The organism is Phaeovulum molybdatiresistens, assembly GCF_023544865.1.
Lineage (GTDB): Bacteria > Pseudomonadota > Alphaproteobacteria > Rhodobacterales > Rhodobacteraceae > Pontitalea.
The window spans coordinates 26,534-51,674 of the sequence record NZ_JAMJFX010000019.1; the positions used below are offsets into that span (position 1 = coordinate 26,534).

At 62.0% G+C, this 25,141-nt stretch carries 24 protein-coding genes; 22 read left to right on the forward strand and 2 right to left on the reverse strand.

Features of this window, described 5'->3' with window-relative positions:
• Positions 1-57: 57 nt before the first annotated feature.
• A complete protein-coding gene (locus tag MXB90_RS12895) occupies positions 58-1,371 on the reverse strand; it encodes a DUF5623 domain-containing protein (protein ID WP_250045562.1) in 1,314 nt (437 codons plus the stop codon).
• Positions 1,372-1,659: 288 nt separating this feature from the next.
• Between MXB90_RS12895 and MXB90_RS12900 the strand changes: the two genes are divergently transcribed.
• The 11 genes from MXB90_RS12900 (at position 1,660) to MXB90_RS12950 (ending at position 9,520) form a co-directional block, all read left to right on the forward strand.
• A complete protein-coding gene (locus MXB90_RS12900) occupies positions 1,660-2,859 on the forward strand; it encodes a DUF932 domain-containing protein (protein WP_250045563.1) in 1,200 nt (399 codons plus the stop codon).
• Positions 2,860-2,984: 125 nt separating this feature from the next.
• Entirely contained in the window at positions 2,985-3,425 is a 441-nt protein-coding gene (locus tag MXB90_RS12905) for a JAB domain-containing protein (protein ID WP_037275716.1), read from the forward strand.
• 108 nt (positions 3,426-3,533) lie between these two features.
• Positions 3,534-4,052 carry a DNA repair protein RadC gene (locus tag MXB90_RS12910; protein ID WP_250045564.1) on the forward strand — a complete coding sequence of 173 codons (519 nt, stop codon included), beginning with the start codon at positions 3,534-3,536 and terminating at the stop codon, positions 4,050-4,052.
• Between the two features lie 102 nt (positions 4,053-4,154).
• The gene (locus MXB90_RS12915; RefSeq protein ID WP_250045565.1) at positions 4,155-4,646 is read left to right on the forward strand and encodes a DUF6878 family protein; all 492 of its coding nucleotides are present in this window, start codon (positions 4,155-4,157) and stop codon (positions 4,644-4,646) included.
• 10 nt (positions 4,647-4,656) lie between these two features.
• Entirely contained in the window at positions 4,657-5,034 is a 378-nt protein-coding gene (locus tag MXB90_RS12920) for a DUF6915 family protein (protein ID WP_250045566.1), read from the forward strand.
• 1 nt (position 5,035) lies between these two features.
• A complete protein-coding gene (locus MXB90_RS12925) occupies positions 5,036-5,233 on the forward strand; it encodes a hypothetical protein (protein ID WP_250045568.1) in 198 nt (65 codons plus the stop codon).
• A gap of 74 nt (positions 5,234-5,307) precedes the next feature.
• The gene (locus MXB90_RS12930; RefSeq protein ID WP_250045569.1) at positions 5,308-5,727 is read left to right on the forward strand and encodes a hypothetical protein; all 420 of its coding nucleotides are present in this window, start codon (positions 5,308-5,310) and stop codon (positions 5,725-5,727) included.
• Positions 5,720-6,364, forward strand: a complete 645-nt coding sequence (locus MXB90_RS12935; protein WP_250045570.1) for an antitoxin of toxin-antitoxin stability system — start codon at positions 5,720-5,722, stop codon at positions 6,362-6,364. The genes MXB90_RS12930 and MXB90_RS12935 overlap by 8 nt, the downstream gene beginning before the upstream one ends.
• A 57-nt stretch (positions 6,365-6,421) precedes the next feature.
• Positions 6,422-7,015: a DUF6088 family protein gene (locus MXB90_RS12940; protein WP_250045572.1), complete on the forward strand. Its 594-nt coding sequence runs from the start codon at positions 6,422-6,424 to the stop codon at positions 7,013-7,015.
• Positions 7,008-8,030, forward strand: coding sequence for a nucleotidyl transferase AbiEii/AbiGii toxin family protein (locus MXB90_RS12945; protein ID WP_250045573.1), 1,023 nt, complete (start codon positions 7,008-7,010; stop codon positions 8,028-8,030). Before MXB90_RS12940 ends, MXB90_RS12945 begins: the two co-directional genes overlap by 8 nt.
• Before the next feature lie 137 nt (positions 8,031-8,167).
• Positions 8,168-9,520 carry a hypothetical protein gene (locus MXB90_RS12950; RefSeq protein WP_250045574.1) on the forward strand — a complete coding sequence of 451 codons (1,353 nt, stop codon included), beginning with the start codon at positions 8,168-8,170 and terminating at the stop codon, positions 9,518-9,520.
• Positions 9,521-9,547: 27 nt separating this feature from the next.
• On the opposite strand, the gene MXB90_RS12955 is transcribed toward MXB90_RS12950, so the two are convergent.
• Positions 9,548-9,844, reverse strand: a complete 297-nt coding sequence (locus tag MXB90_RS12955; protein WP_128515242.1) for a hypothetical protein — start codon at positions 9,842-9,844, stop codon at positions 9,548-9,550.
• Positions 9,845-10,021: 177 nt separating this feature from the next.
• Here MXB90_RS12955 and MXB90_RS12960 point away from each other — a divergent pair, with 177 nt between their 5' ends.
• The 11 genes from MXB90_RS12960 to MXB90_RS13010 all read left to right on the forward strand — a co-directional run bounded on the left by MXB90_RS12960 (position 10,022) and on the right by MXB90_RS13010 (position 24,674).
• Positions 10,022-14,383, forward strand: coding sequence for a strawberry notch-like NTP hydrolase domain-containing protein (locus MXB90_RS12960; RefSeq protein WP_250045576.1), 4,362 nt, complete (start codon positions 10,022-10,024; stop codon positions 14,381-14,383).
• A gap of 3 nt (positions 14,384-14,386) precedes the next feature.
• The gene (locus MXB90_RS12965; protein WP_250045577.1) at positions 14,387-15,418 is read left to right on the forward strand and encodes a DUF7146 domain-containing protein; all 1,032 of its coding nucleotides are present in this window, start codon (positions 14,387-14,389) and stop codon (positions 15,416-15,418) included.
• 364 nt (positions 15,419-15,782) lie between these two features.
• A complete protein-coding gene (locus MXB90_RS12970; protein ID WP_250045579.1) occupies positions 15,783-16,715 on the forward strand; it encodes a DUF2493 domain-containing protein in 933 nt (310 codons plus the stop codon).
• A gap of 85 nt (positions 16,716-16,800) precedes the next feature.
• Positions 16,801-17,076 (forward strand): WGR domain-containing protein, encoded by a 276-nt coding sequence (locus tag MXB90_RS12975; protein ID WP_250045580.1) that lies wholly within the window; start codon positions 16,801-16,803, stop codon positions 17,074-17,076.
• Positions 17,077-17,124: 48 nt separating this feature from the next.
• The gene (locus tag MXB90_RS12980; RefSeq protein ID WP_054540688.1) at positions 17,125-17,373 is read left to right on the forward strand and encodes a FitA-like ribbon-helix-helix domain-containing protein; all 249 of its coding nucleotides are present in this window, start codon (positions 17,125-17,127) and stop codon (positions 17,371-17,373) included.
• A gap of 3 nt (positions 17,374-17,376) precedes the next feature.
• Positions 17,377-17,799, forward strand: coding sequence for a type II toxin-antitoxin system VapC family toxin (locus MXB90_RS12985; RefSeq protein WP_132694148.1), 423 nt, complete (start codon positions 17,377-17,379; stop codon positions 17,797-17,799).
• A complete protein-coding gene (locus MXB90_RS12990) occupies positions 17,796-20,528 on the forward strand; it encodes a class I SAM-dependent DNA methyltransferase (RefSeq protein WP_250045581.1) in 2,733 nt (910 codons plus the stop codon). Before MXB90_RS12985 ends, MXB90_RS12990 begins: the two co-directional genes overlap by 4 nt.
• Positions 20,525-21,010, forward strand: coding sequence for a G5 domain-containing protein (locus MXB90_RS12995; RefSeq protein WP_250045583.1), 486 nt, complete (start codon positions 20,525-20,527; stop codon positions 21,008-21,010). The genes MXB90_RS12990 and MXB90_RS12995 overlap by 4 nt, the downstream gene beginning before the upstream one ends.
• The gene (locus MXB90_RS13000; RefSeq protein WP_250045584.1) at positions 21,000-21,440 is read left to right on the forward strand and encodes a hypothetical protein; all 441 of its coding nucleotides are present in this window, start codon (positions 21,000-21,002) and stop codon (positions 21,438-21,440) included. Before MXB90_RS12995 ends, MXB90_RS13000 begins: the two co-directional genes overlap by 11 nt.
• A 2-nt stretch (positions 21,441-21,442) precedes the next feature.
• Positions 21,443-23,488 carry a pseudomurein-binding repeat-containing protein gene (locus MXB90_RS13005; RefSeq protein ID WP_250045585.1) on the forward strand — a complete coding sequence of 682 codons (2,046 nt, stop codon included), beginning with the start codon at positions 21,443-21,445 and terminating at the stop codon, positions 23,486-23,488.
• A complete protein-coding gene (locus tag MXB90_RS13010; protein WP_250045586.1) occupies positions 23,481-24,674 on the forward strand; it encodes a GIY-YIG nuclease family protein in 1,194 nt (397 codons plus the stop codon). The genes MXB90_RS13005 and MXB90_RS13010 overlap by 8 nt, the downstream gene beginning before the upstream one ends.
• Positions 24,675-25,141: the final 467 nt, after the last annotated feature.

Sequence of the window (25,141 nt, forward strand, 5' to 3'; positions counted from 1 at the left end):
CTCGGGCCCGGCGGGACAACCCGCCGGGAATTCGCGCGTCAAATCCGCCGTTAACAGCTACCGTGGTGCTTTGGCAGCACTCTCTGTCATTGCGATAGATATATCAATCCGCCGCAATTGCTGACGAAGTGGCGCGCAGTTCGGATAGGCTGCTGCCAACTTCTTCCGTAGTACGTCTAGTGACGCGACGACCTCAGCAGAGGACCTGGGCGTCACCTGATGCGACTTGTCTGCATCGTTCTCGCGATAGTACACGTCGAAAAATTCGGGGCCCTCAAGCTGGCCGCGACCTATTTCGAGACTTAGCCAATCCTCCAAATCTGAGCGTAGCGAACTCATCCGCGAACGAGCGCCGTATGGCGCGAATTCTGATCGCAGTACTCCCTTGATAATTCGTCCCGCCTCGATGTGTCCCTCTATTCCAAGCTCACCGATTGGGCGGCGTCGGGACGTTCCAGGATTGAAATTGTACGGAACAGTTGCCTTGCTCGCCGATGGATAGATCATTCCTTTGCATCGCGCACGACGTCTGTCTTGCGCTGTCTCTGCCATCGGGCTGCAGAAAGTGTCCCATGATGAAGACGACTCACCATCCCAATTTTCAGCGACAAGCGGGTTTGGCATATCATTGATCCGTTTGACGATGCTTTCGATATCAGAGTCGTACCGGCTATTGGTAGCAACATAGAGATCGCAGTCGTAAGGTCGGTACATGCCTGGCCACGATGTTTTTTCTATTCGCCAACCATTGCGCTTCGCCCAAGCGGTGCGCTCTTTTTCGTCCGGCGCACCCGAGTAGGGCTCGTCGATCAAAAAGTATTGCCCGGTACTAGGGTCAAACCAATCTGTAGAATGGTCAAGATTTGGCAGCTTTTCATTGTTGTGACCGCGAGTGTCCAATTTCCGCAGATCACGGCTTGGACGCAGACCTGTGCACTCCATAAATCGAAGAGAGCGTTCTGCAGTACAAAGCCTTTCCCGAGCATATTCCTGCGAAGGGGCAATGCTGTCGCAAACGAAGTGATCATCGGCAACCATGCGAAGGTTCCCGAAACCACGAACGTATTTTAGAGAGTTTTTAGAACAAATCTCATGGATTGGCTTACTGAGGTCAATCTTCAGCGTTTCTCTGCCACACTGGTGGCGCCGGTCCTTATCGCTCCAATAAATGGTCAACAGCACATAATGGATTTCTGGGCGATTTCCGGCTCTTGGTAATGAGCGAAGCGCATGACGAAAATTCGCCTTTCCCGCAGCCCTTGATGCTTGATCGAGAGCATCGGAATGTTTGATCCCGTGCTGCTTCTTCAGCTGTGAGGCAAGTCGCTTTACGCCAGCGACCGTGCTTGGACGGATTTCAGATATCAACATAGCAGTCTCCGAGCTTGATCATCGAGCGTCACTCGCCGACCGCCCATCAAGCCTGAATGCTTGTGCTTGTTGATGGGGTTTGTAGAAGATCTTCAAGCAATGCTGCCAGCAGCTTTGGAACGGCGAGTGCCATGCTCATGCCCCGAGCACGGCTAAGATAACTTGAGCCGCACCTTATTTCAACAGGGTCCTCGTGCCACCTCGTCAGAGTGAGAGGAGTGCCGGTTTCCCGGTGACGGGTTGAGGGTTGGGAGAGTGGCTCCCGGCGCCCGTCGCGGGAGATAGCCGATGGGCGTTGTGGAAGTTCTGGATCCGGTTCAGCCAGTGCGGGCGGGTGGCTGGAAAGTGGATGTGAGCCGGGGTGAGCGGAACGGGCGAGTGTCGTCCGAATGGTTCAACCGGCCCGATGATGAGCGTTATCTGTCGCTCGACGATCTCTGGGCCAATGTGAAGGGCCGCTCCGAGCGCAGCCGCAGCCGGGTCGTGCAGACGGCCGACATCCGCGTCGAGGCCGCGCGCGACAACCCGGAGCGGTTGCACCTGATGCTGCCGAAAGCACATGAACCGGTTGCCCCGACGCATTGGGCTTTCGGCCAGCTTGCCAGCATCGTCGGAGCCCCGGCCTCCTACCTGCGGCAGCTGCCCGCGCCGCTGGCGGGGATCAACCTGCAATACGGCCTGACCAACCACCGCGCCGAGCAGGTGAAGACCTTCGAGACGGAAGACGGTCGCACCGAACTGCGGGCGGTGACCGGCCCCGACTATGGCCGCATCCATGACTTCGAGCTGGTCGAGGCGGTTCAGCGCATCGCGGGCAATGGCACGGGCGACACGCGTTGGAAGGTGCCGGGTGTGCTCGACTGGTCGACCGGGGTCTACAACCCCGATGTCGAGATCAGCCGCGACACGACCACGCTCTACGCCTCGGACCGCGATGTCTTCCTGTTTCTGGTCGACGACCGCAACCCGATCGAGGCGGGCAGGCTGCCGGACGGCTCCCCTGATCTCTACTTCCGGGGCTTCTATTGCTGGAACTCCGAGGTTGGCGCGAAGACCCTCGGCATGGCGAGCTTCTACCTGCGGGCCGTGTGCCAGAACCGCAACCTCTGGGGCGTCGAGGATTTTCAGGAGATCAAGATCCGCCACTCGAAATACGCCGCTTCCCGCTTCGCGCATGAGGCGGCGCCCGCGCTGACGCGCTTCGCCAATTCCTCGCCGCAGGGCTTCGTGAACGGCATCAAGGCGGCGCGGCAGCAGGTCGTCGCGCGCAGCGACGAAGACCGCGCGGATTTCCTGCGCAAGCACGGCTTCTCGAAAGCCGAATCCGGCAAGATCATCGAGAAGGTGCTGATGGAAGAGGGCCGCCCGCCCGAGAGCATCTTCGACTTCGTGCAGGGCATCACGCGGCTTGCCCGCGACAAGACCCAGCAGGATGCCCGCCTCGACATGGAGGGGCGCGCAAAGAAGCTTCTCGACCGGGTCGGCTGACGCCGGGCTCGACATCGCGACCGCCCTCGCGCGCGGCGGTCGCGCTTTCCCCTTCCACATGCATGCCACTGGCCCCGTCCCGAGAGGGCAGGGGGCTTCGGCCTGCGCATTTCAGCGAGACCCCCATGACCCCCCAGGAAGAAACCATCGTCCTCGAAGCCCGTGACATCCTCGGCCGCTACCTCAGTCAGAACCCGGTGATTGGCAGTTGGCAGGCGCTGATGGACTATTGTGCGCTCACCGTCCGCGGTCCCATCGAGCGCTTCCACGTGCTCTACCTCGACCGAAAGAACCGCATCATCTCCGATGAGCTTCTTTCGACCGGCACAGTCGACCATGTCCCGGTCTATCCGCGAGAGGTGATCAAGCGGGCGCTGATGCTGAACGCCAGCGCGCTGATCCTGATCCACAACCACCCGTCCGGCGATCCGACGCCTTCGGAGGCCGATCTCAGCATGACCAAGGAGATCCAGAAGGGGTGCAAGTATCTCGGGCTGACGCTGCACGATCACATCATCGTCGGCGCCGGAACTGAGCTGAGCTTGCGGGCCCTCGGCAAGCTCTGAGGACCCATTGGACCCATCACCGCTGCCCCTTCGAGGAAGAGGGCGGCGGTTCGGTCTTTGACGGATGAGGCGGGGAGAGAGGCTTCCCGCGCCGTCGGAGATACTCCCATGTTCGACCAGCCCTTGCCGATCCACCCGACCGCCTATGCTCAAGGCGTCCCACCGCATTTTCCCTCGGGTGACAACGATCCCAATCATCCCTTCGCCCTGACCCTGTCGCGCCGCGCTACGGCCGACCTTTTGTCGGGTCGGGCCGCCGCGCTGGTCCTCGCCCGCTTCGCGACGCTGGCCGAGGCCATGCAGGGTGCGATGGACCATGCCGAGGGGATCGACCCGGAGGCTGCACCCCAGCTTCTGGCGATCCTCGATCGCGACGAACGCCTTGTGCTGGCCGGGGCCGCCAGCGACCAAGCTGTCGCTTGGTGCCACCCGGTGACGAGTGCGGCTGAGGCGCGGGGCGTCGTGACCGAGGCAAGCCAGCTGCGCGCGCAGGCAGGCCGCGCGGCCGCCTGGGGTGAGCCCGATCTGGCAGTTCGGCTGCGCCACCGCGCCGATCTTCTGGATGCGCGGCTCGTCGACCCGCTCTGGCGCGCCTTCGCCGCCCGGGCGCTGCAGGTCGCAGCGTGAGGCCCGAGAGACAGAGGAGGGCAGGGGGGATTTGGAGCTTGCCCCGGGGGAGAGAGATCGCCCGGCCCGGCTTCGATCCCTTCCTCTTACCGGAGACATCCGATGATCCCGACTGAACCCACCCTTGCGCCCCCGATGGCGCCCCCGACTGTCGACATGGCCCGGATCTTCGCGGCGCATGCCGAACGTGCAGCCCGCATCGAAGCGCTGCGCCCCGGCAACAAGGACCGCCTGTTTGAAGGTCTCACGGCCGCCGGCATCACTCATGTCACCGTGACCTTCGACGGTGCCGGTGACAGTGGCCAGATCGAAAGCATCGGCGCATGGTCCGGCGAGACCGCGGTCGAGTTCCCCGCGACCGAGATCGAGTATGCCGCGCTGACCTGGGACGACCCCGAGGTCGAGATGCGGCAGCTCTCGCTCGAAGATGTCGTCGAGCAGCTGGCCTACGACTTCCTCTCCGACACCCATGGCGGTTGGGAAAACAACGACGGCGCGTGGGGCGAGTTCTGTTTCGACGCCGCGGCCCGCTGCATCCACCTCGAGTTCAACGAGCGCTTCACCTCGTCCGAACTCTACACCCACGATTTCTGAGGGGGCGGCGATGGCACATCCCTATCACCACGCCCTCTCCTCGATGAAGAAATGGGGTGGCACGGTCGACGACTTCATCGCCGTGCACACCTGGTTCGATGCCAGCAAGGAGATCACAGCGGACTTCCGGCACCGGGCGCTACGCCACCATGCCGAGGGCATCTTCATGGCCGAGACGATCTTCGGCCCGACCCTCACCCTCTCGACCGGGCGCATCATTCCTACCCGCTGGGTCGGCGAGCAGCATGTGAAGGAAGATCTCGGCTTCATCCCGAGTTTTGCCGATTGGGTGAATGCCATCCGGCCCGAGCCTTGGATGGGCCGGACCGCGAGGATCGAGGCGCTGGTCGATCCGCATCTTGCGTCTCCCGTGGTCGAGGTCACCTGAGATGACCGATCCGGCCTATCAGCGCCTCGGCCTTCCTGTGACGGCTTCGCCCTACGCCGTCCTGCGCGCGGCGGTCCGGGCGCTGCACCCCGACACGCGCGCCGTGCGCGGCTTCCGGGCTGCGCGCAAGCGCTTCTACCGGCAGATACTCTGCGCGCATGCCGCGCGACAGGTGGCGGGCGACGAGCCAACCGGCTGATCGCACCCACTCATCCGTTCACCCATTCCAGTGCCCGGCCTCTTGGCCGGGTCTTCCCCATTCAGGAGGTCCCCATGGCGGATTACTTCACCCATTTCTCGTGCCTGCTCGACGTTGGCACCCCTGACAAGGCTGCCCGCGCGCTCGCGCTGTTCCAGGAACTGCGTGCCGCAGATCAAGACGCCGGCGATCCGGAGGTCTCGGGCTTTGACCTCGTGCGCCAGGACGCGCCGGAAGGTAGCAGCCTCTGGATCCATGACGACGAGCACGGCGATGTCGAAGCTGTCATCCGCTTCGTGATGCGCCTCGCGGACGATCTCGACCTCACCGGCTTGTGGGGCTTCCAGTATACCCTCACCTGCTCCCGACCGCGCCTCGACGCCTTCGGCGGCGGCGCGCATGTCATCGATCTCGGCGCACGCAAATCCATCGGCTGGACCAGCACGCAAGAATGGCTGGCCGGCGCTCTCAACGGGGAGGACGTCGATGCCTGAAGTCATCTGCACCACCGTCTACCAGTTCCCCGAACTCTCGGATGCCGCCAAGGAGAAGGCGCGCAGCTGGTATCGCGAGCTTGGACCCCATGACGATTGGTGGGACGCGGTCTATGAGGATTTCGAACGCATCTGCGAAATCCTCGGCATACGCCTGAAGACGACTACCGTCCGACTGATGGGCGGCGGAACGCGGGCCAAGCCCTGCATCTGGTTCTCCGGCTTTTGGAGCCAGGGCGACGGGGCCTGCTTCGAAGGTTACTGGTCCCACGCCAAGGGCGCGGCCGCGCGCATCCGGGACTACTCCCCGACCGACGCGACGCTCCATGGCATCGCTGACCGGCTGCAGGCCATCCAGCGACGGAACTTCTACCAACTCGCCTCCGAGGTCAGCCATCGTGGTCGCTACTACCACGAATACACCATGTCGGTGGACTTCACGCGCGACAGCCCAACCTGGCAGCCGCCGACCGAGGACGCCGAGGAGATCGTGACCGAGGCGCTGCGTGATTTGGCCCGCTGGCTCTACCGCCAGCTTGAGGCTGAATACGACCACCTGACCTCGGATGATGCAATCGAGGAGGGGATCATCGTCAACGAGTACACCTTCACCGAAGCTGGGCGGCGGTTCGGGTGAGAGCGCACGGTTGAAAACTGTCAGAAAATCGCGTATGTTTCTGACAAAGGAGCGATCATGGAGCGCATGGCCGAGAGCATTATGAATGTTGCGACGACGTTGCCGGAGGGGGTGCCCTTGGCAGCGAAGGGGCTCTTGCACCTTGGCTCGCGCGCGGCGGTCGATCAGACACTGTCGCGTCTGGCCGCGCGCGGCGAGTTGATCCGAGCAGGACGCGGCATCTACATGCGCCCCGTCCAGACACGCTTTGGTCCGCGCAGTCCGTCGGCTGAACAAGCGATTGAAGCGCTCGCAGTGCAGCGGGGCGAGACGATCGTCCCGAGCGGTGCTGCTGCGGCAAACGCTCTGGGCCTCACGACACAGGTGCCGGTCAAGTCGGTTTACCTCACTTCCGGTCGAAGCCGCATGCTGCACCTTGGCCGGCAAGCGGTCGAACTGCGTCATGCGCCGCGTTGGCAGTTGGCCCTTGGGAGCAAGACATCAGGCCAGGCCGTCCGCGCTCTGGCATGGCTTGGACCGGATGAGGCTCCCAAGGCTCTGCAAATCCTGCGATCCAAGCTCACGGAGACGGCAAAGACCGAACTGATGTCCGCCGCGCCGCAGTTTCCGACTTGGCTGGCACGATTGGTCGGAGAGATGGTCCATGGCTGAGGCATTCCTGGGCCTCGGCGGCCAGGACCGACTGGATGCTCTTGGTGTCGCGGCCGATCGGCTCGGCCGACCAGCCCATCTCCTCGAAAAGGACGTCTGGGTGGTCTGGGCGATCCAGCAACTGTTTGGATCGCCCATCGGCACAAACCTCGTCTTCAAGGGCGGCACCTCTCTGTCGAAGGCTTACCGGATCATTGACCGGTTTTCCGAGGATGTGGATCTGACCTTCGATATCAGAGCGCTGATCCCGGATCTGCTCGAGGGCCGTGAAAACGCCATGCCCGCCACATCCAGCGAAGAGCGGCGCTGGTCGAAACGTGTCCGACAGGCCTTGCCTGAATGGGTGGCTGGGACCGTCCAGCCGATCCTGCAGCAGGCGATTGATCGGGAAGGGATCGATGCCAGGCTTCGGACTGACGGCGACAAGCTGTTCGTCGACTACCCGCACCTCGCCCAAGGCACGGGATACGTTTCTCCGAGCGTGATGCTGGAATTCGGCGCGCGTTCTACCGGAGAGCCCGCATCCCCACGCGATATCGTTTGCGATGCCGCGTCGGTGATCGAAGGCGTGGAGTTTCCCACTGCCCGCCCGCGCGTGATGCATGCGGAACGGACGTTCTGGGAAAAGGCGACAGCGATCCACGTCTTCTGTTTGCAAAACCGTATGCGAGGGGATCGCTTTTCCCGACACTGGCATGATGTCGCCCGGTTGGACGATGCGGGCATCGCCGCTGCGGCCATCGGAGATCGCGCGCTTGCGACCGCTGTCGCCCGGCACAAGACGATGTTCTTTGCAGAGAAGGCGGCGGATGCCACGTGGATCGATTACGGCGCCGCAACCTGTGGTCAACTCCAGCTGGCCCCAAGTGGTGCAGCCCTCGACGCTCTCGCTGAAGATTACCGCCGGATGGCCGAGGACGGCCTGCTTGCAACAACACCAGAGCCCTTTGGCGACTTGATGGACCGCTGCGCTGACATCGCCAGAAGGGCCAACGCAGCTTCCAAATCTTCCTAGATCGCCACTCCCACTTGTTCCCGCCTAAGTCGTTATCCGCTTCGTGCGGCGCCTTTCCTTAGGCAGGGCGAAGTCATGGCCTGTGAATTTCAAAAGTCTTATTGAGAACAAAAGCCTGTGGACGCCGGACAATGAGAATGGACATATCGCGCGAGGAGCTTTTTGCGCTCATTTGGGAGAAGCCGACCGTGGAGGTCGCGCGTGACATGGGTATCTCGGACGTTGCCGTTGCCAAGCTCTGCGCGCGCCTTCAAGTGCCGAAACCGCCCCGGGGATACTGGGCGCGCGTAGAAGCAGGCCAAGCGCCACTGCGTCCTCCGCTTCGGGCATTTCGCGAGGAAATCGAGGAACGCCGTAAAGCTCTCGCGCGACCACGACCACGTCCGGGCGCCATCGGCCTCTCACCGATCCAGCGAAAGTTCATCGACCAGGCGCTTCAGGAGTTCCTGGCAAAGGGGGGCGACCTTGGGACCACAAAGGTCGTATCCAACCAGATCAGGGACATACCTCCCGACATCGCCACACAGCTGCTGCTCCTCATCCAGAACCGCTATCTCGTCTGGATCAAGAATGGCGATGTCGATGTCGCGTTGAGCCATGGCGTCACGCAAAGCCTTGCGGGTCTTGTCGACAAGATGCTTTCGGTGGCAAAGCCACAGGTCCTTGTTCTGCCCCGCGCCGACCGCTGCTTCGATGAGGACCGGAAAGAACCGTCCATCCTGATCCGACTGACGGCGCATTTGCAGGAGCGTATAGCCCAGCTGGCGATGTTGGTGCGGGATCAGAAGCTTGCGCATGTCGTCATGCCGCTCGTGACACTCGATCACGCCTGGTCAGCGCATCACGTCTATTCTTCGGAAAACTACACGACAGCCCGCAGTCAGCTCTGCGTGTCGGCCACCCAACTCTGGGTGGATTGCACCATGACCGCACCTCACTACCGTGGCGCTGACACCGAGACCTTCAAGACCGAGAAGGTCGCCCTGCGTGACATCATGCCGATCGACCTGATGCCATCGAAAGAAGTGGAAATCCCGCCAGCGATTGGCCGCGTGCGGATCAAACAGCATTGGCCCCGTCTACGAGCCCTGATCGAGGCTGAACGTGTGCACGAGATGCTGGAGCGCAGCACCTATGCCTTGGAGCGGGATATCCCGGACGATCAGATTGCCATCGCGGACCGCATCTGGTTCGGGGGAGAGCGTCCGATGCTGAATGCGCGCAGGGCATGGGAGCGCTTGTCCTACGAGATGGAGCGTTGGGGTGAAGAGATCGAGGCCGAACGAGCCGATTTGTGCTGTTCCATTCTGGGCATCGCCTTGGGCGACGTCCTGGTTCAATCACACAAGGGCCAGATCACGCGCATTCAAGTCTCTCGGACGAGCATGAACATCACCGAAAACCGGTCATTTTTCATCGTCGAAGGACCACGGTTTCGGAAGGATGGCACGGCAGGCAAGCGCACCGAGACCATCTGGATCGACTTCTGAAGGAAACGCGGTCCCGCTGATCCGGGTCTACTTGTTCCCGTCGATCCACTTCGACATCAGCCCCTTGTCGCGGAAGCATTCATCCGGGACGGCGCGGCGCTTGATGCGGGCGAGCTTCTCCGCGAAGGCGACCTGCTTCGAGGTCGGCAGCCGGTCCATGTCGGAGACCGGCTTCAGCTGGGCCTGCGCCTCGATCCAGGCGCTGAGCGACCGGCGGTCCTGCTGGACCTCCCAGGGCAGGAGGGTCTGGTTACGCAGAGCGAGCGACCGCGCATAGGCGATTTGCTTGGGCGTTGCGGGCAAGGCGTATGTGGTGCTGTCCATTGGGAAACTCCCTTACTGGCTTGATCCTCAATATAGAACATAACAAGAACAAAATCAAGCTGAGCGACTGCCAAGCGTCGGTTCGAGAGGAAGAGGGTGGCCGGGGAAGATCAGGCCTGAGGGTGCCCGAGAGAGGGCGTCCGCGGCTGATCCTGTCCCTCATTCCGGAGTCTCCCGATGACCTATCTCGCGCCTGTTGCGCCTACCGTTCCTGTTCCATCTTGCGATCCCGCGCCTGCGATCCTCGCCGTTGCCGAGGCGCTGCAGCCCGATCTGGCCCAAGGATTCCAGATCGACGCACTGCGTCTGCGGCTGGAGATGGAGCGCGCCTTTCGCGGCTCCGATGCTGACGGTGCCTGGGATTGGAAGCTCGCTTATGAGGCGGGCGAGGTGGCGCTTGTCCTCTTCCTGCGGAAGTTCGGCCGCGCGCTGCTCGCCCGGACCGGTTCGCCTTCGGCACTGCTGCCGATCCTCGACAAGGTGGCGGGCCTCTTGCCGACGCATACCCGGCGCTCGGAGGAGATGGAGCGGTTCCAGCAATTCTCGACGCCGTTGCCGATGGGGCTGGCTGCAATGGCGGCAGCGCAAATCACGACCCGTGACCTGGTCCTCGAGCCTTCGGCCGGGACCGGGCTTCTGGCAATCCTCGCAGAGATCGCGGGCGGCAGCCTCGTGCTGAACGAACTCGCCGCCACCCGCGCCGACCTTCTGCGCCTCCTCTTTCTGGGGCGTCCCGTCACCAGTTTCGACGCCGCCCAGATCGACGATCATCTGGATGTGGGCGTTCGCCCGAGCGTCATCCTGATGAACCCGCCCTTCTCAGCCATGGCCAACGTCGATGGTCGGACGACCGAGGCGACGGCCCGGCATCTGCGCTCGGCGCTTGCCCGGCTGGCCCCTAGTGGGCTGCTGGTCACCATCACGGGTGCGAGTTTCGCGCCCGACGCTCCGGCTTGGGCGGAGACTTTCGACCGCCTAACCGAGTCCGCGCATCTGGTTTTCACAGGCGCTGTCTCTGGTGTTGCCTTCGCCAAGCACGGCACCAGCTTTGCGACGCGGATTTCGGTCTTCGACAAATGTCGCGGTGGCGAGGCGGGCGGCATCAACGTCGATCTGGCGCTCCCGATATCGCCTGATGTCGCCAGTCTGCTCTCGCTGATCTCTGCCCACCTCCCCCCGCGCCTTGCGCTGGCGCAGGTCGCACCAGCCGGGCAGGGCCCCACTTCCCCCTTCCCGGGAAATCCTGCCCGCACCACGCGCACGGCTATCAGCACATCGGGCGCCACGCCAGCAACACCCCCCACCAACACAGCGCCACATATCGAGGCCGCAGACCTCGCTTATAGCCTGCGGGATGCGACCGAGGACGGGGGCAGCGCGCGCCTGTCAGATTCCATTTATGAGACCTTCCGGCTGCAGGCGATCGACATCCCCGGCGCGGAACCCCACCCGACCAAGCTGGTGCAATCAGCCGCCATGGCTTCGGTGGCACCGCCCAAACCGTCCTACCGTCCGAAACTCCCTGCTGTCGTCCTGCGCGACGGCCTGCTCTCCGACGCACAGCTTGAGACGGTGATATACGCTGGCGAGGCGCATTCCGCGCATCTTGCCGGGTCTTGGTCTGTGGATGAGACCGGCGATACGGTCTCGGCCGCCAAGGACGAAGATCCCGACGCCATCCGTTTCCGGCGCGGGTTTTTCCTAGGCGATGGCACGGGGGCGGGCAAGGGCCGACAGTCGGCCGGGATCCTGCTCGACAACTGGTGCCAAGGCCGCCGCAAGGCGCTCTGGATCTCGAAAAGCGACAAGCTGCTCGAGGATGCACAGCGCGACTGGTCGGCACTCGGTCAGGAACGGTTGCTGGTGACGCCGCTGTCGCGGTTCGCGCAGGGCCGCGACATTCCGCTGACCGAGGGCATCCTCTTCACCACCTATGCCACGCTGCGTTCTGAAGAGCGGGGTGCCAAGAAATCCCGCGTCGACCAGATCGTCGACTGGCTGGGGCCTGACTTCGACGGGGTGATCCTCTTCGACGAAAGCCATGCCATGGCGAACGCCGCAGGCGGCAAGGGCGAGCGTGGCGATACCGAAGCCTCGCAGCAGGGCAGGGCGGGCCTGCGCCTGCAGCACAAGCTGCCCAATGCCCGCGTGGTTTATGTCTCTGCCACGGGCGCGACGACGGTCCACAACCTCGCCTATGCACAGCGTCTCGGGCTTTGGGGCGGGGAAGATTTCCCCTTCGCGACGCGCGGTGAGTTCGTCGAGGCCATCGAGGCGGGCGGGGTTGCGGCAATGGAGGTCCTCGCCCGCGACCTGCGGTCGCTCGGGCTCTACACAGCCCGGTCGCTGTCCTATGATGGCGTCGAGTACGAGATGCTCGAGCATGCCCTGACGCCCGAGCAGCGCGGCATCTATGATGCCTATGCCGGGGCTTTCGCCATCATCCACAACAATCTGGCTGCCGCGATGGAGGCGGCGAACATCACGGGTGAGAGCGGCACTCTGAACCGCCAGGCCAAATCCGCCGCGCGCTCTGCCTTCGAGAGTGCCAAGCAGCGCTTCTTCGGCCATCTGCTGACCTCGATGAAAACCCCCACGCTGATCGCGGCCATCGAGGCTGATCTCGCGGCAGGCCATGCGGCCGTCATCCAGATCGTCTCGACCGGCGAGGCGCTGATGGAGCGCCGCTTGTCGGAAATCCCGACCGACGAATGGAACGATATTCGCTGTGACATCACTCCCAGGGAGTATGTTATGGACTACCTCGCCCATTCCTTCCCGGTGCAGCTCCACGAGCCCTTCACCGACAGCGAGGGCAATCTGTCGTCCCGGCCCGTAGTGCGGGATGGCCAGCCGGTCGAATGCCGCGAGGCCGCCCGCAGGCGCGACGCGCTGATCGAGAAACTGGCCTCGCTTCCGCCCGTGCCGGGGGCGCTCGACCAGATCGTCCAGCGCTTCGGCACCGATCTCGTGGCCGAGGTCACGGGCCGTTCGCGCCGCATCGTGCGCAAGGACGAGTGCCCTGCGGCGCGGCTTGTCGTGGAAAGCCGGGCGGGCTCGGCCAACCTCGCGGAAACTGCCGCCTTCATGGATGACCAGAAGCGCATCCTGATCTTCTCGGATGCGGGTGGCACGGGGCGGAGCTACCACGCCGATCTTGGGGCCAAGAACCAGCGCCTTCGGGTGCACTATCTTCTGGAACCGGGCTGGAAGGCTGATGCCGCCATCCAAGGTCTGGGCCGCACCAACCGCACCAACCAGGCGCAGCCGCCGCTCTTCCGGCCAGTGGCGACGGATGTGAAGGCAGAAAAGCGGTTCCTTTCCACCATCGCCCGCCGCCTCGACACGCTCGGCGCCATCACGCGCGGTCAGCGCCAGACCGGCGGGCAGGGGCTGTTCCGCCCCGAGGACAACCTCGAGAGCCCATATGCCCGGGACGCTCTGCGCCAGCTCTATCGCCGCCTCTATCGCGGCGATGTGGCAGGCTGCTCGCTCGGGGCCTTCGAGGATGCCACCGGTCTCAGCCTGACCGATGACAATGGGCTGAAAGACGACCTGCCGCCGATCACGACCTTCCTCAATCGTCTGCTCGCGCTGACGATTGACATGCAGGCCGTGCTCTTCGCGGCCTTCGAGGAGTTGCTGGACCAGCGCATTGAGGGCGCCATCGCTGCCGGGGTCTATGACCTCGGGCTCGAGACGCTGCGCGCCGAGAGCTTCCGGGTCACGGACGCGAAGGTGATCTACACTCATCCCGGCTCCGGCGCGGAAACCCAGTTGCTAACCATCGCGGAAAAGCGCCGCAACACGCCAACTGCGCTCGCAGATGCGCTCGACTGGCTGGATGACCCGAAAGCACGCCCGCTGGTCAACAGCCGCTCGGGCCGGGCCGCGGTGCAGGTGCCCGCCACAAGTCTGATGCTCGACGATGGCACCATTGAACCGCGCCTGCGGCTGGTCCGCCCGACCGAGGCGAGCACGGTTCCGGCGAAGATCATGGAGGACACCCACTGGCTGGAAGCCGATCGCGCGGCCTTTACCGCCGCGTGGACCGCGGAACTGGCCGAAGTGCCGGAGTTCTCGGAAACCACACTGCATATCGTAGCGGGTCTTCTTCTTCCGATCTGGAAGCAACTCCCCCAGGATGAGACCCGCGTCTACCGGCTGCAAACCGACGATGGGCAGCGCATCATCGGTCGCCGTGTCTCGCCGTCTTGGGTCGCGACCACGTTGGCCGCTGACGCGCCGCAGCTGACAGCCGCACAGGTTCATGCCCTCGTTCTCGAAGGCAAGACCGTGGTGCGGCTGGCCGAAGGGATGGAGTTGCACCGCTCGCGCGTCATGGGCGTGAACCGGATCGAGCTCTCCGGCTTCACCGAAGCAGCCAAGGACCGGCTGAAGGCCGATGGCTTCTTCTCGGAGATCATCAGCTGGAAGCTGCGCCTCTTCTGCCCGACGGACTCAGACGGCATCGCCGTACTTGATCGTCTGCTTGCACGTTGTCCCGTGACGGGACTACATGCGCGCGGAGGTTGTTGAGCCATGTATTCCGAGACCGAAGATGTGATCCGCGCTCTTGCGGAAAACGCAGAGAGCGTGTGTCGCGCTTACCTTCCCGCCGGACGGCGGGAAGGGTCCTACTGGATCGTCGGAGACCTGCAGAACAATCCCGGCCGGTCGCTCTTCGTGCGCCTGACCGGGCCTGCTTCCGGGCCAGGCGCGGCCGGCAAGTTCACGGACGGCGCCACGGGCGAGCATGGTGATCTTCTCGATATCATCCGCGAGAGGACCGGGATCTCCCGCTTTCCCGATCTTCTGGCCGAGGCCCGGGTGCATTTGGGCCGTCCGCAGCCGGTCCTCCCGGATGCACCCGTGCCAAAGAAGGCCAAGGCCCCCGGTGGTACACCAGCGGCGGCGGCGCGGCTCTTCGCAGCCTCGGCGCCGGTCGCAGGCACGCTTGCCGACACCTACCTCCGCTCCCGGGGCCTGACCCAAGGCGGCAGGATGAGCGCCCTTCGCTTCCACCCGAAGTGCTGGCATCGGGATGAGGGCCAGACGCGGAGCCTCCCCAGACCGGCGTTGATCGCTGCGGTCACCGATGGAGCAGGGGCCTTGCAGGGCCTGCATCGCACTTGGCTTGCGCCTGACGGTCAGGGGAAGGCGCGGGTCGAGACGCAGCGGCGTGCCATGGGTCACCTCCTCGGCAATGCCGTCAGGCTGACCCCGCATGACGACATCCTCGTGGTCGGCGAGGGCATCGAGACCATGCTGTCCCTTGTCGAGGTTATGCCCGGCCTTCCCGCCTGGGCGGCGCTCTCATCGGGTCACCTCGGGGCCGTCCTGCTGCCGGAGGGGCTCCAGCGCCTCTACATCGCCATCGACCGCGATCCGGCCGGGCAGCGCGCGGCAGAGAAGTTGAGCGCTAGAGCCTCCGAGGTCGGGGTGCGCGTGCGGGTGCTGGAACCGCGGCTCGGGGATTTCAACGATGATCTCCGGGCGAACGGCAAAGAGACGCTGCGCCAGCATCTTACAAGTCAGATTGGGCCATTGGATCGGCATCGCCTGTCAGGCTGAGCTGCATCGCGCAGGGGGCGGTCAGGTAACAGGGGGGCAGGGGGCATGGACTCCTGTCGCGGGTGTAGATCATCACCTTCGCCTCATCCCGGGCAATCTCATCCACCCGTCCCCCGAGCGGCCTTCAAGAGATGGGCAGGCGGCCGTCAAAGGTGCCGCCCCTTCAAGGACGGGGGGCGACTGATTTCCGCCGGCGGCAGAGCCGCCTTTGCATCGCGAAGCAAATCAGCCGCCCCCCGTCCTCCTCCACATGCGTTCCGGCCCCGAAAGGGGGTGAAGGGGCGGCCCCCGTGACGGCTTTCGCAGCCCATGAAGGCCGCGCGGGATGACGCGCGGACGAGTTGAAGCCCGGAGGCAAGAACCGATGACGATCCACACCCAAGACGACGCGTATGAACCCGCCCATACCGCGTCCCAGACCGCCCATGCGCTCGACGAGCTGCAGCTCTATGGCTACCGCCCCTTTGACGAGCCCGATCCGCGCCCGATGCCCGATGGGCAGCGCCTCGCGGTCGCCGTCGCAGACATCTTCGACGCCCTCGTTGCGACCCTCGAAGACACCCGCATGGAACCCGACCTCGAAGAGGTGCTCTGGGGACAGGTCAACCTCTTCCACCGCGCCACGGCCCGGATCGAGCGGTCGCTCGATGAGAACGAGCAGGCGCAGCGCCGCGTCCAGCGCGAGCAGGATGGCTCCGAGGTGAAATCCACCGAGCTTGAGCGCCTGACGGCCGAAGGCCTGACCCTGATCGAACGGCGCAACTGCATGGACCTGATGCGCGATCATGCCGCGACCGAGTTTGTCCATCACACGGGATCGACCTGGAGGCCACGCACCGGATCGATGGTGAACCGCCAGCATATGACCGCCGCGCTGATCGACAGCCGCGACTTCCTGGCCGCCAAGCGCCGTGCGGAAACCGAGGTGATGCTGCCCACAGGCCCCAAGGTTGCCCTCACCGGCGGGACCGACTTCAACGATCACCGCCTGATCTGGGGCAAGCTTGACCAGGTCCGGACCAAGTATCCCGACATGGTCCTGCTGCACGGGGGAAGCCCGAAGGGCGCGGAACTCATCGCCGCCAAATGGGCCGAGGCGAGGGGCGTGACGCAGGTCGCCTTCAAGCCGGACTGGACCAAGCACGCCAAGGCCGCGCCCTTCAAGCGCAACGACGCGATGCTCGACGTGCTCCCGGTGGGCGTCCTCGTCTTCCCGGGCAATGGCATCCAAGAGAACCTTGCCGACAAAGCCAAGAAGCTCGGGATCCCGGTCATGAAGTTCGAGAAGGGGGCGTGAGCCCCCTGTTTCCCACGCGGGGAAATCGAGGTGGAAGCGCAGGCTTCCACCTGATATTGTGTAGGAAACTTTACCTGATCACTACATGTACCACAAACCGATCCAGCTCGATGTCTTCCCGACCGACGTGCAGATGCGCCGGGTCGATCCGGCGCGCAACATGCGTCGTTTCTATCGGCTGAGCGTGCAACGCGATCTCTTCGGTCGTGCCAGCCTTGTGCGCGAGTGGGGCCGGATCGGTTTCCGGGGGCAGATGATGGTCGAGACGCACCCTGATGAGGGCAAGGCCATCACCGCTTTGATGAAGCTCGCAGCGGTGAAGAAGCGGCGGGGTTATGAGGCCCTGCATTCAGGCGATTAGTCTTGATCGCATTGATTGCGGTGATTACACTCCTAGCAGGAGGATATCATGGCAAGCATTACCATCCGGAACCTTGACGATGACGTGAAGCGCCGCCTTCGCATACGCGCAGCCGAGCATGGCCGCTCGATGGAAGAGGAGGCGCGCGAGATCTTGCGCCATGTCGTCGGCGAAGCGAAGCCATCCCACGATCTTGCCGCGGCCATCCGTGCACGGGTCGCGCCTCTGGGTGGCGTTGATCTTGACCTTCCGCAGCGTGAAGCCATGCGTGAACCGCCCGCGTTCGACCAGGCCTGACGCATGATCATCCTCGATACGAATGTCATCTCGGAGCTGTTGCGCCCGGCTCCGGAGCCCAAGGTTGAACACTGGCTTTCCGCTCAGGACGGGCTCAACGTCTATCTGACCTCGATATCGGAGGCAGAGCTGCGCTACGGCCTCGCGATCATGGGGAACGGCAAGCGCCGCGCCGCGCTGGTTGACGCCGTGGACCGTATCCTGCGCGAGGACCTCGCCGGTCGCATCCTGCCCTTCGACAGCGACGCCGCGCAGTCCTATGCCACCATCGCCGCTGCACGCCGCGCCGCAGGGCGGCCGATCGCCCAGGCCGATTGCCAGATCGCTTCCATTGCCCACACCCGTGGTGCCACCGTCGCCACGCGCAATACGCCTGACTTCGAGGGTTGCGAGATCGACCTGATCAACCCCTGGACCGCCGCATGAACGCCGTTGAGATTGAACAAGCCGTTTCCGAACTCGCTGAGCAGCCTTTTGATGCGGCCGAGTTTCCCTATGCCTTCCTCATGGCCTTCGGAAACAAGGACACGACGATCAAGCGCCTGCGCACCGGCGCGTCGAACAAGTCCGACATTGGCGGCGTCCTGCAGACCAACAACATCCACCTTGCGACTTGCGCGCCGGGCGACATCGCGGCAACCCTCACTGCGCTGCGCGACAGCCCTGCCACCACCCGCGCCAAGGCGAAATTCATCCTCGCCACCGATGGCATCGACCTCGAGGCCGAGGACATCACCACTGGCGAAACCATCGCCTGCCGCTACGCCGATTTCCCCGACCATTTCGGGTTCTTCCTGCCGCTCGCCGGTATCTCCACCGTCAAGCAGATCCGAGAGAGCGCCTTTGACATCCGCGCGACCAGCCGCCTCAACCGGCTTTATGTCGAATTGATCAAGGACAACCCCGACTGGGGCAGCGCCGACAAACGCCACGACATGAACCATTTCATGGCGCGGCTGATCTTCTGCTTCTTCGCCGAAGACACCGACATCTTCGTCAGCGACAACCTGTTCACCGCCACTATCGACCAGATGGCCAACCGCGACGGGTCGAACACGCACGAAGTCATCGGCGAGATCTTCCGCGCGATGAACACCCCCATCCCCAAGCGGGCCGAGGCCAAGCTGCCCCGTTGGGCCGACACCTTTCCCTATGTGAACGGCGGGCTCTTCTCCGGCAGCACCGAGGTCCCCCGCTTTTCCAAGATCGCGCAGCGCTACCTGTCCCATATCGGCAGCCTCGACTGGACGCAGATCAACCCCGACATTTTCGGGTCGATGATCCAGGCCGTCGCGGATGAAGAGGAACGCTCGGTCCTTGGCATGCACTACACCTCGGTGCCGAACATCCTGAAGGTGCTGAACCCGCTCTTCCTCGATGATCTTCGGGCAGAGCTGGAGGCGGCGAGCGACAATGCGCGCAAGCTGGCCAATCTGCGCGCCCGCATGGCCAAAATCCGCGTCTTCGATCCCGCTTGCGGGTCGGGCAACTTCCTTGTCATCGCCTACAAGGAAATGCGCGCGCTGGAGTATGAGATCAACAAGCGCCGGGGCGAGCCGCATCGCCGCACCGACATTCCCCTGACCAACTATCGCGGGATCGAGCTGCGGGATTTCTCGGCAGAGATCGCGCGGCTGGCGCTGATCATCGCGGAATACCAATGCGACGTGACCTATCGCGGCCAGAAAGAGGCGCTGGCCGAGTTCCTGCCGCTGGATGCGCAGAACTGGATCACCTGCGGCAACGCCCTGCGGCTGGACTGGCTGTCCATCTGCCCGCCCACGGGGACGGGGGTGAAGTTTCAGGCCGATGACCTGTTCATGCAGCCAGAGGATCAGGCGCAGATCGACTTCGCGAATGAGGGGGGCGAGACCTACATCTGCGGGAACCCGCCTTATCTGGGGAGTCAATGGCGAACGACAGAACAACAGGAAGACATGGAGCGAGTTTTTGCGCCCATTACAAAAACCTATCGTGATTTAGACTATGTGGCCTGCTGGTTCGCAAAAGCGGTCCAGTATGGTAAGTCGGTTGATTGCAAATCCGCCTTTGTGGCAACGAAGTCTATTTGCCAGGGCATCCAAGTGGCAATGCTGTGGCCATTCATATTTTCGAGCGGAGCGGAAATATTCTTCGCGCATCGACCATTCACCTGGCAGAACCTTGCAAAGTCAAACGCTGGCGTGACAGTTGTAATCGTGGGACTTTCGTTTGCCGCATCTGAACGAAAACGCCTTTTCGACGCAGAGAATGAGATGAGCGTGCCGAATATTGGCCCTTACCTCATTCCGATGTCAAACACCATCGTGGCGAAATCGTCTTACTCGTTGAACGGCCTCCCTGAAATGGACTATGGCAACAAGCCTTCAGATGGTGGCGAACTAATTTTGAGCAGAGAAGACGTACGAGCGCTTCTTGAGGATTTTCCGCAGGCTTCAGTGCTTGTTAAGAAATACGTTGGCGCTCAGGAGTTTACCAAATCAAGCCACAGATACTGCTTGTGGATTGAAAACGACAATGTTGCACTTGCTAAAGAAATTCCTCCAATCAAGCAAAGACTTGATGCCGTCCAGAAAATCCGCTCAAGCAGTAAAGGGCTACAGTCGCAGAGCAATGCCGATACACCACATCGTTTTGTTTATGCGCCCCATCGGCAGGGTAGCGCGCTAATTGTACCTTCGATCACATCGTCTAATCGAGAGTACTTGCCATGTGGTTTCATCGACGACGCAACTGTGGCATCGAACAAATGCGCGGTTGTTTACGATGCAGAGCTTTGGCTTTTGGCGATAGTAGCCAGTTCACTTCATCTACAATGGATTGCTAGTGTTTGTGTCAGAATGAGAAATGATTTCAGTTATTCCAACACCCTGGGCTGGAACACCTTTCCCGTCCCCAAACTGACCGAAAAGAACCGCGCCGACCTGACAGCGGCAGCCGAAGGCATCCTTCTGGCCCGCGAGGCGCATTTCCCCGCCACCATCGCCGACCTCTACGACCCCGAGAAAATGCCCGCGAACCTGCGCGCCGCGCATGACCACAACGACGAGGTGCTCGAACGCATCTACATCGGCCGCCGCTTCCGCAACGACACCGAACGGCTGGAAAAACTGTTCGAGATGTACACGAAGATGACGACGAAGGTGAGTGCATGACCACCAGTGACTTCATGCCAATCGAAAGGTTCTATGCGCTCAAATCGACATTTGAGCGGATTTGGGGTAAGGATACCTACCTCGATCTGAAGCATTGCTCCGATCTGAAGGTCTGGAAGAAATATTGTGAGAGAACCCTCCGGGTGACCGAAATGGCCGCGGCTGAGACTGTTCGCATAGCCGATGATGAATGGCACAAAGGTCTATCGGAAATCATCCAACACGGGATCAGCGGCGTGAAGGCTGCAAAGAGTTTTGACGACCTTTTCCAGTATTTTGCTGCGGCCTACACAGAAATTTCATTTCACCAGATGGGGTTTATGCCAAGCGTCCATCTTGCAACCCGCTCGCAGCTTCGGAAGGGTACTTGGTGTTTAGATCGATATCGGTCGGTCCAGTATGTCCAGAATGCGGATCAAAAGGCACATCTTGCACAACGGTTGCAAGGTCGCAAGAACCAGGCCGATCCTGATGGGGCTTAAGAATTATCAGATTTTGTTGCAGATGGCGGTGTGTGACATGGCCCGCTGCCCAGGAACCTTTCGCGAGCGGCTTCTGCTGGCTTGGGCCAACCACATATATAAATTCAATTGGGTAGAGCTGGAAGCAATGTTGATGCCCGAAGACCTTCCTGTTTTCCAGGAATTCAAGAAACGAATGGTTGATGACTTGCACGAAGCAATTGATTCTAAACGCAAGCTGCTTCATGAGCAATTCAAGGATGGCCCCAGCTCGCTCTCAGATGAACAGATCGCGAAATATGCGAATGCTGAGACAGTAATCCGCGCCATGAGCGGACAACGAGCAAAGCGCTCGGTGGACGCCATCGTTGAAATGTATGCCGCTGTTGTCGCCACAGTGGATTATGTAGCAGTATTCCCATTTCAAGGTGTCAATGGAGGTGAGGCTTGATGATGCAGAATGTTCCCTCCGTCTCGGTCAAATACGCCGCCAATGGCAGCTCGACCAAGTCGAACGAGCTGGGCATGCGCGCGATGCAGGAACGCGCCTATGAAAAGCGGGGCGAGCAATACCTGTTGATCAAGTCGCCCCCGGCCTCGGGCAAAAGCCGCGCGCTGATGTTCATCGCGCTCGACAAGCTGCACAATCAGGGCCTGCGTCAGGCCATCGTCGTGGTGCCGGAAAAGTCCATCGGGTCCAGCTTCAACGACGAGCCGCTCAGCAAGTATGGCTTCTGGGCCGATTGGGAGGTGAAGCCGCAATGGAACCTGTGTAACGCGCCCGGAGGGGATGACGGCAAGGTTGGCGCGGTCGGCAAGTTCCTGGCGAGCGACGACAAGGTGCTGGTCTGCACCCATGCGACCTTCCGCTTTGCTGTCGACAAGTTCGGGATCGAGGCCTTCGATGATCGGCTGATTGCGGTGGACGAATTCCACCACGTCTCGGCCAATCCCGACAACAAGCTGGGCACGCATCTGGGCGCGCTGGTCGCGCGCGACAAGGTGCACCTCGTGGCGATGACCGGGTCCTATTTCCGCGGCGATGCCGAGGCCGTTCTGTCGCCCGAGGACGAGGCGAAGTTCGATACCGTCACCTACACCTACTATGAGCAGCTGAACGGCTACAAATACCTTAAGACGCTCGATATCGGGTATTTCTTCTATTCCGGGTCCTATGCGGATGACATCCTCAAGGTGCTGGACCCGACCGAGAAGACGATCCTGCACATCCCGAACGTCAACTCGCGCGAGAGCACGAAGGACAAGCACCGCGAGGTCGAGCACATCATTGATGCTCTCGGCGACTGGCAGGGCACCGACCCCGCCACCGGGTTTCAGCTGGTCAAGACGCCCGAGGGGCGTGTGCTGCGCATCGCGGATCTGGTGGATGATGAACCCGCCAAGCGGGACAAGGTTTCCGCCGCGCTGAAGGACCCCTCGCAGAAGAACAACCGCGATCATGTCGACATCATCATCGCGTTGGGGATGGCGAAGGAGGGGTTCGACTGGATCTGGTGCGAACACGCCCTGACGGTCGGCTATCGCGCCAGCCTGACCGAGATCGTGCAGATTATCGGCCGCGCCACCCGCGATGCCGAGGGCAAGACGCGCGCCCGGTTCACCAATCTGATCGCCGAGCCTGACGCCGCGGCCGAGGCCGTGACCGAGGCGGTCAACGACACGCTGAAGGCGATCGCCGCGAGCCTGCTGATGGAGCAGGTGCTGGCCCCGCGTTTCAACTTCACGCCCAAGACCGTGAAAAGCGGCCCTGTCGAAGGGTTCGATTATGGCGAGGGCGGCTATGATCCGAGCAAGGAAAACGTTGGCTTCAACGAGGCCAGCGGGCAGTTCCAGATCGAGATCAAGGGCCTGGTCGAACCCAAGAGCAAGGAAGCCAAGCGCATCTGCCAGGAAGACCTCAACGAGGTGATCACCGCTTTCGTCCAGGACAAGACCACGATCGAACGCGGGCTCTTCGATGAGGAGCTGGTGCCCGAGGAACTCACGCAGGTTCGCATGGGCAAGATCGTGGGGGCAAGGTTCCCGGAGCTGGACGCCGAGGATCAGGAAGCCGTACGCCAGCATGCGGTGGCCGCGCTGAACCTGACCCAGAAAGCAAAGGAGATCGCTCTTTCGAGCGGCGATGACACGCAGACTACGGGAAACACCGCGCTGATCGACGGGGTGCGCAAATTCGCCATGGATGTGCGTGAGCTCGACATCGACTTGATCGACCGGATCAACCCCTTCGGCGAAGCCTATTCGATCTTGGCAAAGACGATGAGCGAGGAGAGCCTTCGGCAGGTTCAGGCCGTGATCTCGGCGAAGAAGGTGCAACTGTCACCGGACGAGGCGCGCGATCTGGCGAAGCGTGCTGTCAAGTTCAAGCAGGAGCGGGGCCGTCTGCCTTCCATCACATCGCCTGATCCGTGGGAGAAGAAAATGGCCGAAGGCGTGGCTTACCTCGCGCGCATGAAGCAGGAGGCTGCCAATGGCTAAGGGTTTCACCGACGAAGACGATGCCCTTCTTGCTGAGCTTGGCGTCGAGGTCGAAGTCAAGAAGCAGCTCAGCCGCACACCACGCGAAGAACGCATCATCGCAGGCTTTGAAGAGATCCTTCGGTTCGCCGATGAATTCGGTCGCCCGCCACAGCACGGTGAAGACCGCGATATCTTCGAACGTCTCTATGCAGTGCGCCTCGATCGGATCCGCGACTTACAGGAATGCCGCGATCTCGTCGCGCCCTTTGACAAACACGAACTTCTGTCAGAGGGCCCGACGCTCGTAGCGACGGACACGGATGAGCTCGATGATGACGCGCTTCTGGCGGAACTGGGTGTGGCGGTAGATGCATCCCCGCTTACCGAATTGAAGCATGTCCGCTCTACCGCTGAGAAAAAGGCCGCCGACGAGGTCGCCAACCGTGAAAAATGCGAAGATTTCTCAAAGTTCAAGCCATTGTTCGAGATGGTCCAAAAGGAACTGGACACCGGTTTGCGCGAAACGCGCCCTTTCGAGATGAAAGCGGAGATCGAGAAGGGCCGCTTTTTCATCGTCGGCGGTCAGAAAGCCTATGTTGCTGAAAAGGGTGAGACCATCACGAATGAACAAGGTCGTACGGATGCGCGGCTGCGGGTAATCTTTGATAACGGCACCGAGAGCAATATGCTGATGCGCTCGCTCCAGCGTGCGTTGAACAAGGACGACGCCGGACGCCGGATAACTGACCCATCGGCGGGCCCGCTTTTTTCGGACCAGACCATCGATGGGGATGAAGCGAGCGGGATCATCTATGTGCTTCGCAGCAAGTCCGATCATCCACTCGTCACAGAAAACCGGGAACTGGTGCACAAGATCGGCGTCACCAATATGAGCGTCGAAAAGCGGATCGCCGGCGCGCATTTGCAGCCGACGTTCCTGATGGCGAATGTCGAGGTGGTTGCGACATACGAGCTTTACAACATCAATCGGTCCAAGCTGGAGAACCTGATCCACCGCATTTTCGAACCTGCACGGCTCGAAATCGAGATCATGGATCGCTTTGGACGGCCTGTGGTCCCGCGAGAATGGTTCCTCGTACCTCTTTTTGTCATAAACGACGCTGTGGAAAAGATCAGGGACGGCACAATAACCAGCTATCGCTATGATCCCCACGCTGCCCAACTCAAACGGATTTCGGGGTAGGTTGGGCGATGGATCGGGACAGTCACACGCGTCGAGGGAAATGGTCAGAGGCAGGCGTCCCGAAAAAAGGCTGGACCTGTGTCGGGGTCGAAGACTTGGAAGAGCCCAGCCAACTCTGCGAGATGTGTGACAGTGCCGAAATCCGGTATGCCCATATCATGGAGCATCCAGACTATCCCGGTTCGCTTCAGGTAGGTTGTGCAGGTTGTCGAGAGTAATGGCTTGGGTAATGGCAGGTCTCCTGCTCCCGGGGGGTCAATTCACGGAAAGAAGGGCAGACCAGCCTTCATGCGGCGCTTAAGGCACTGCGCGCCACGGGCTTCGCCTGAGCAAGGCCGCAATCAGCATGGCAGGAGGCGCCCCGCAAGCGCCTTACCTTCAGCGTCCGGTGATCTGGCAGACGGTAGGATCAGGAATTGAACACCAGGGGCAAGGGAAGAGCCCCTTCAAATGGAAGACTCCAAATT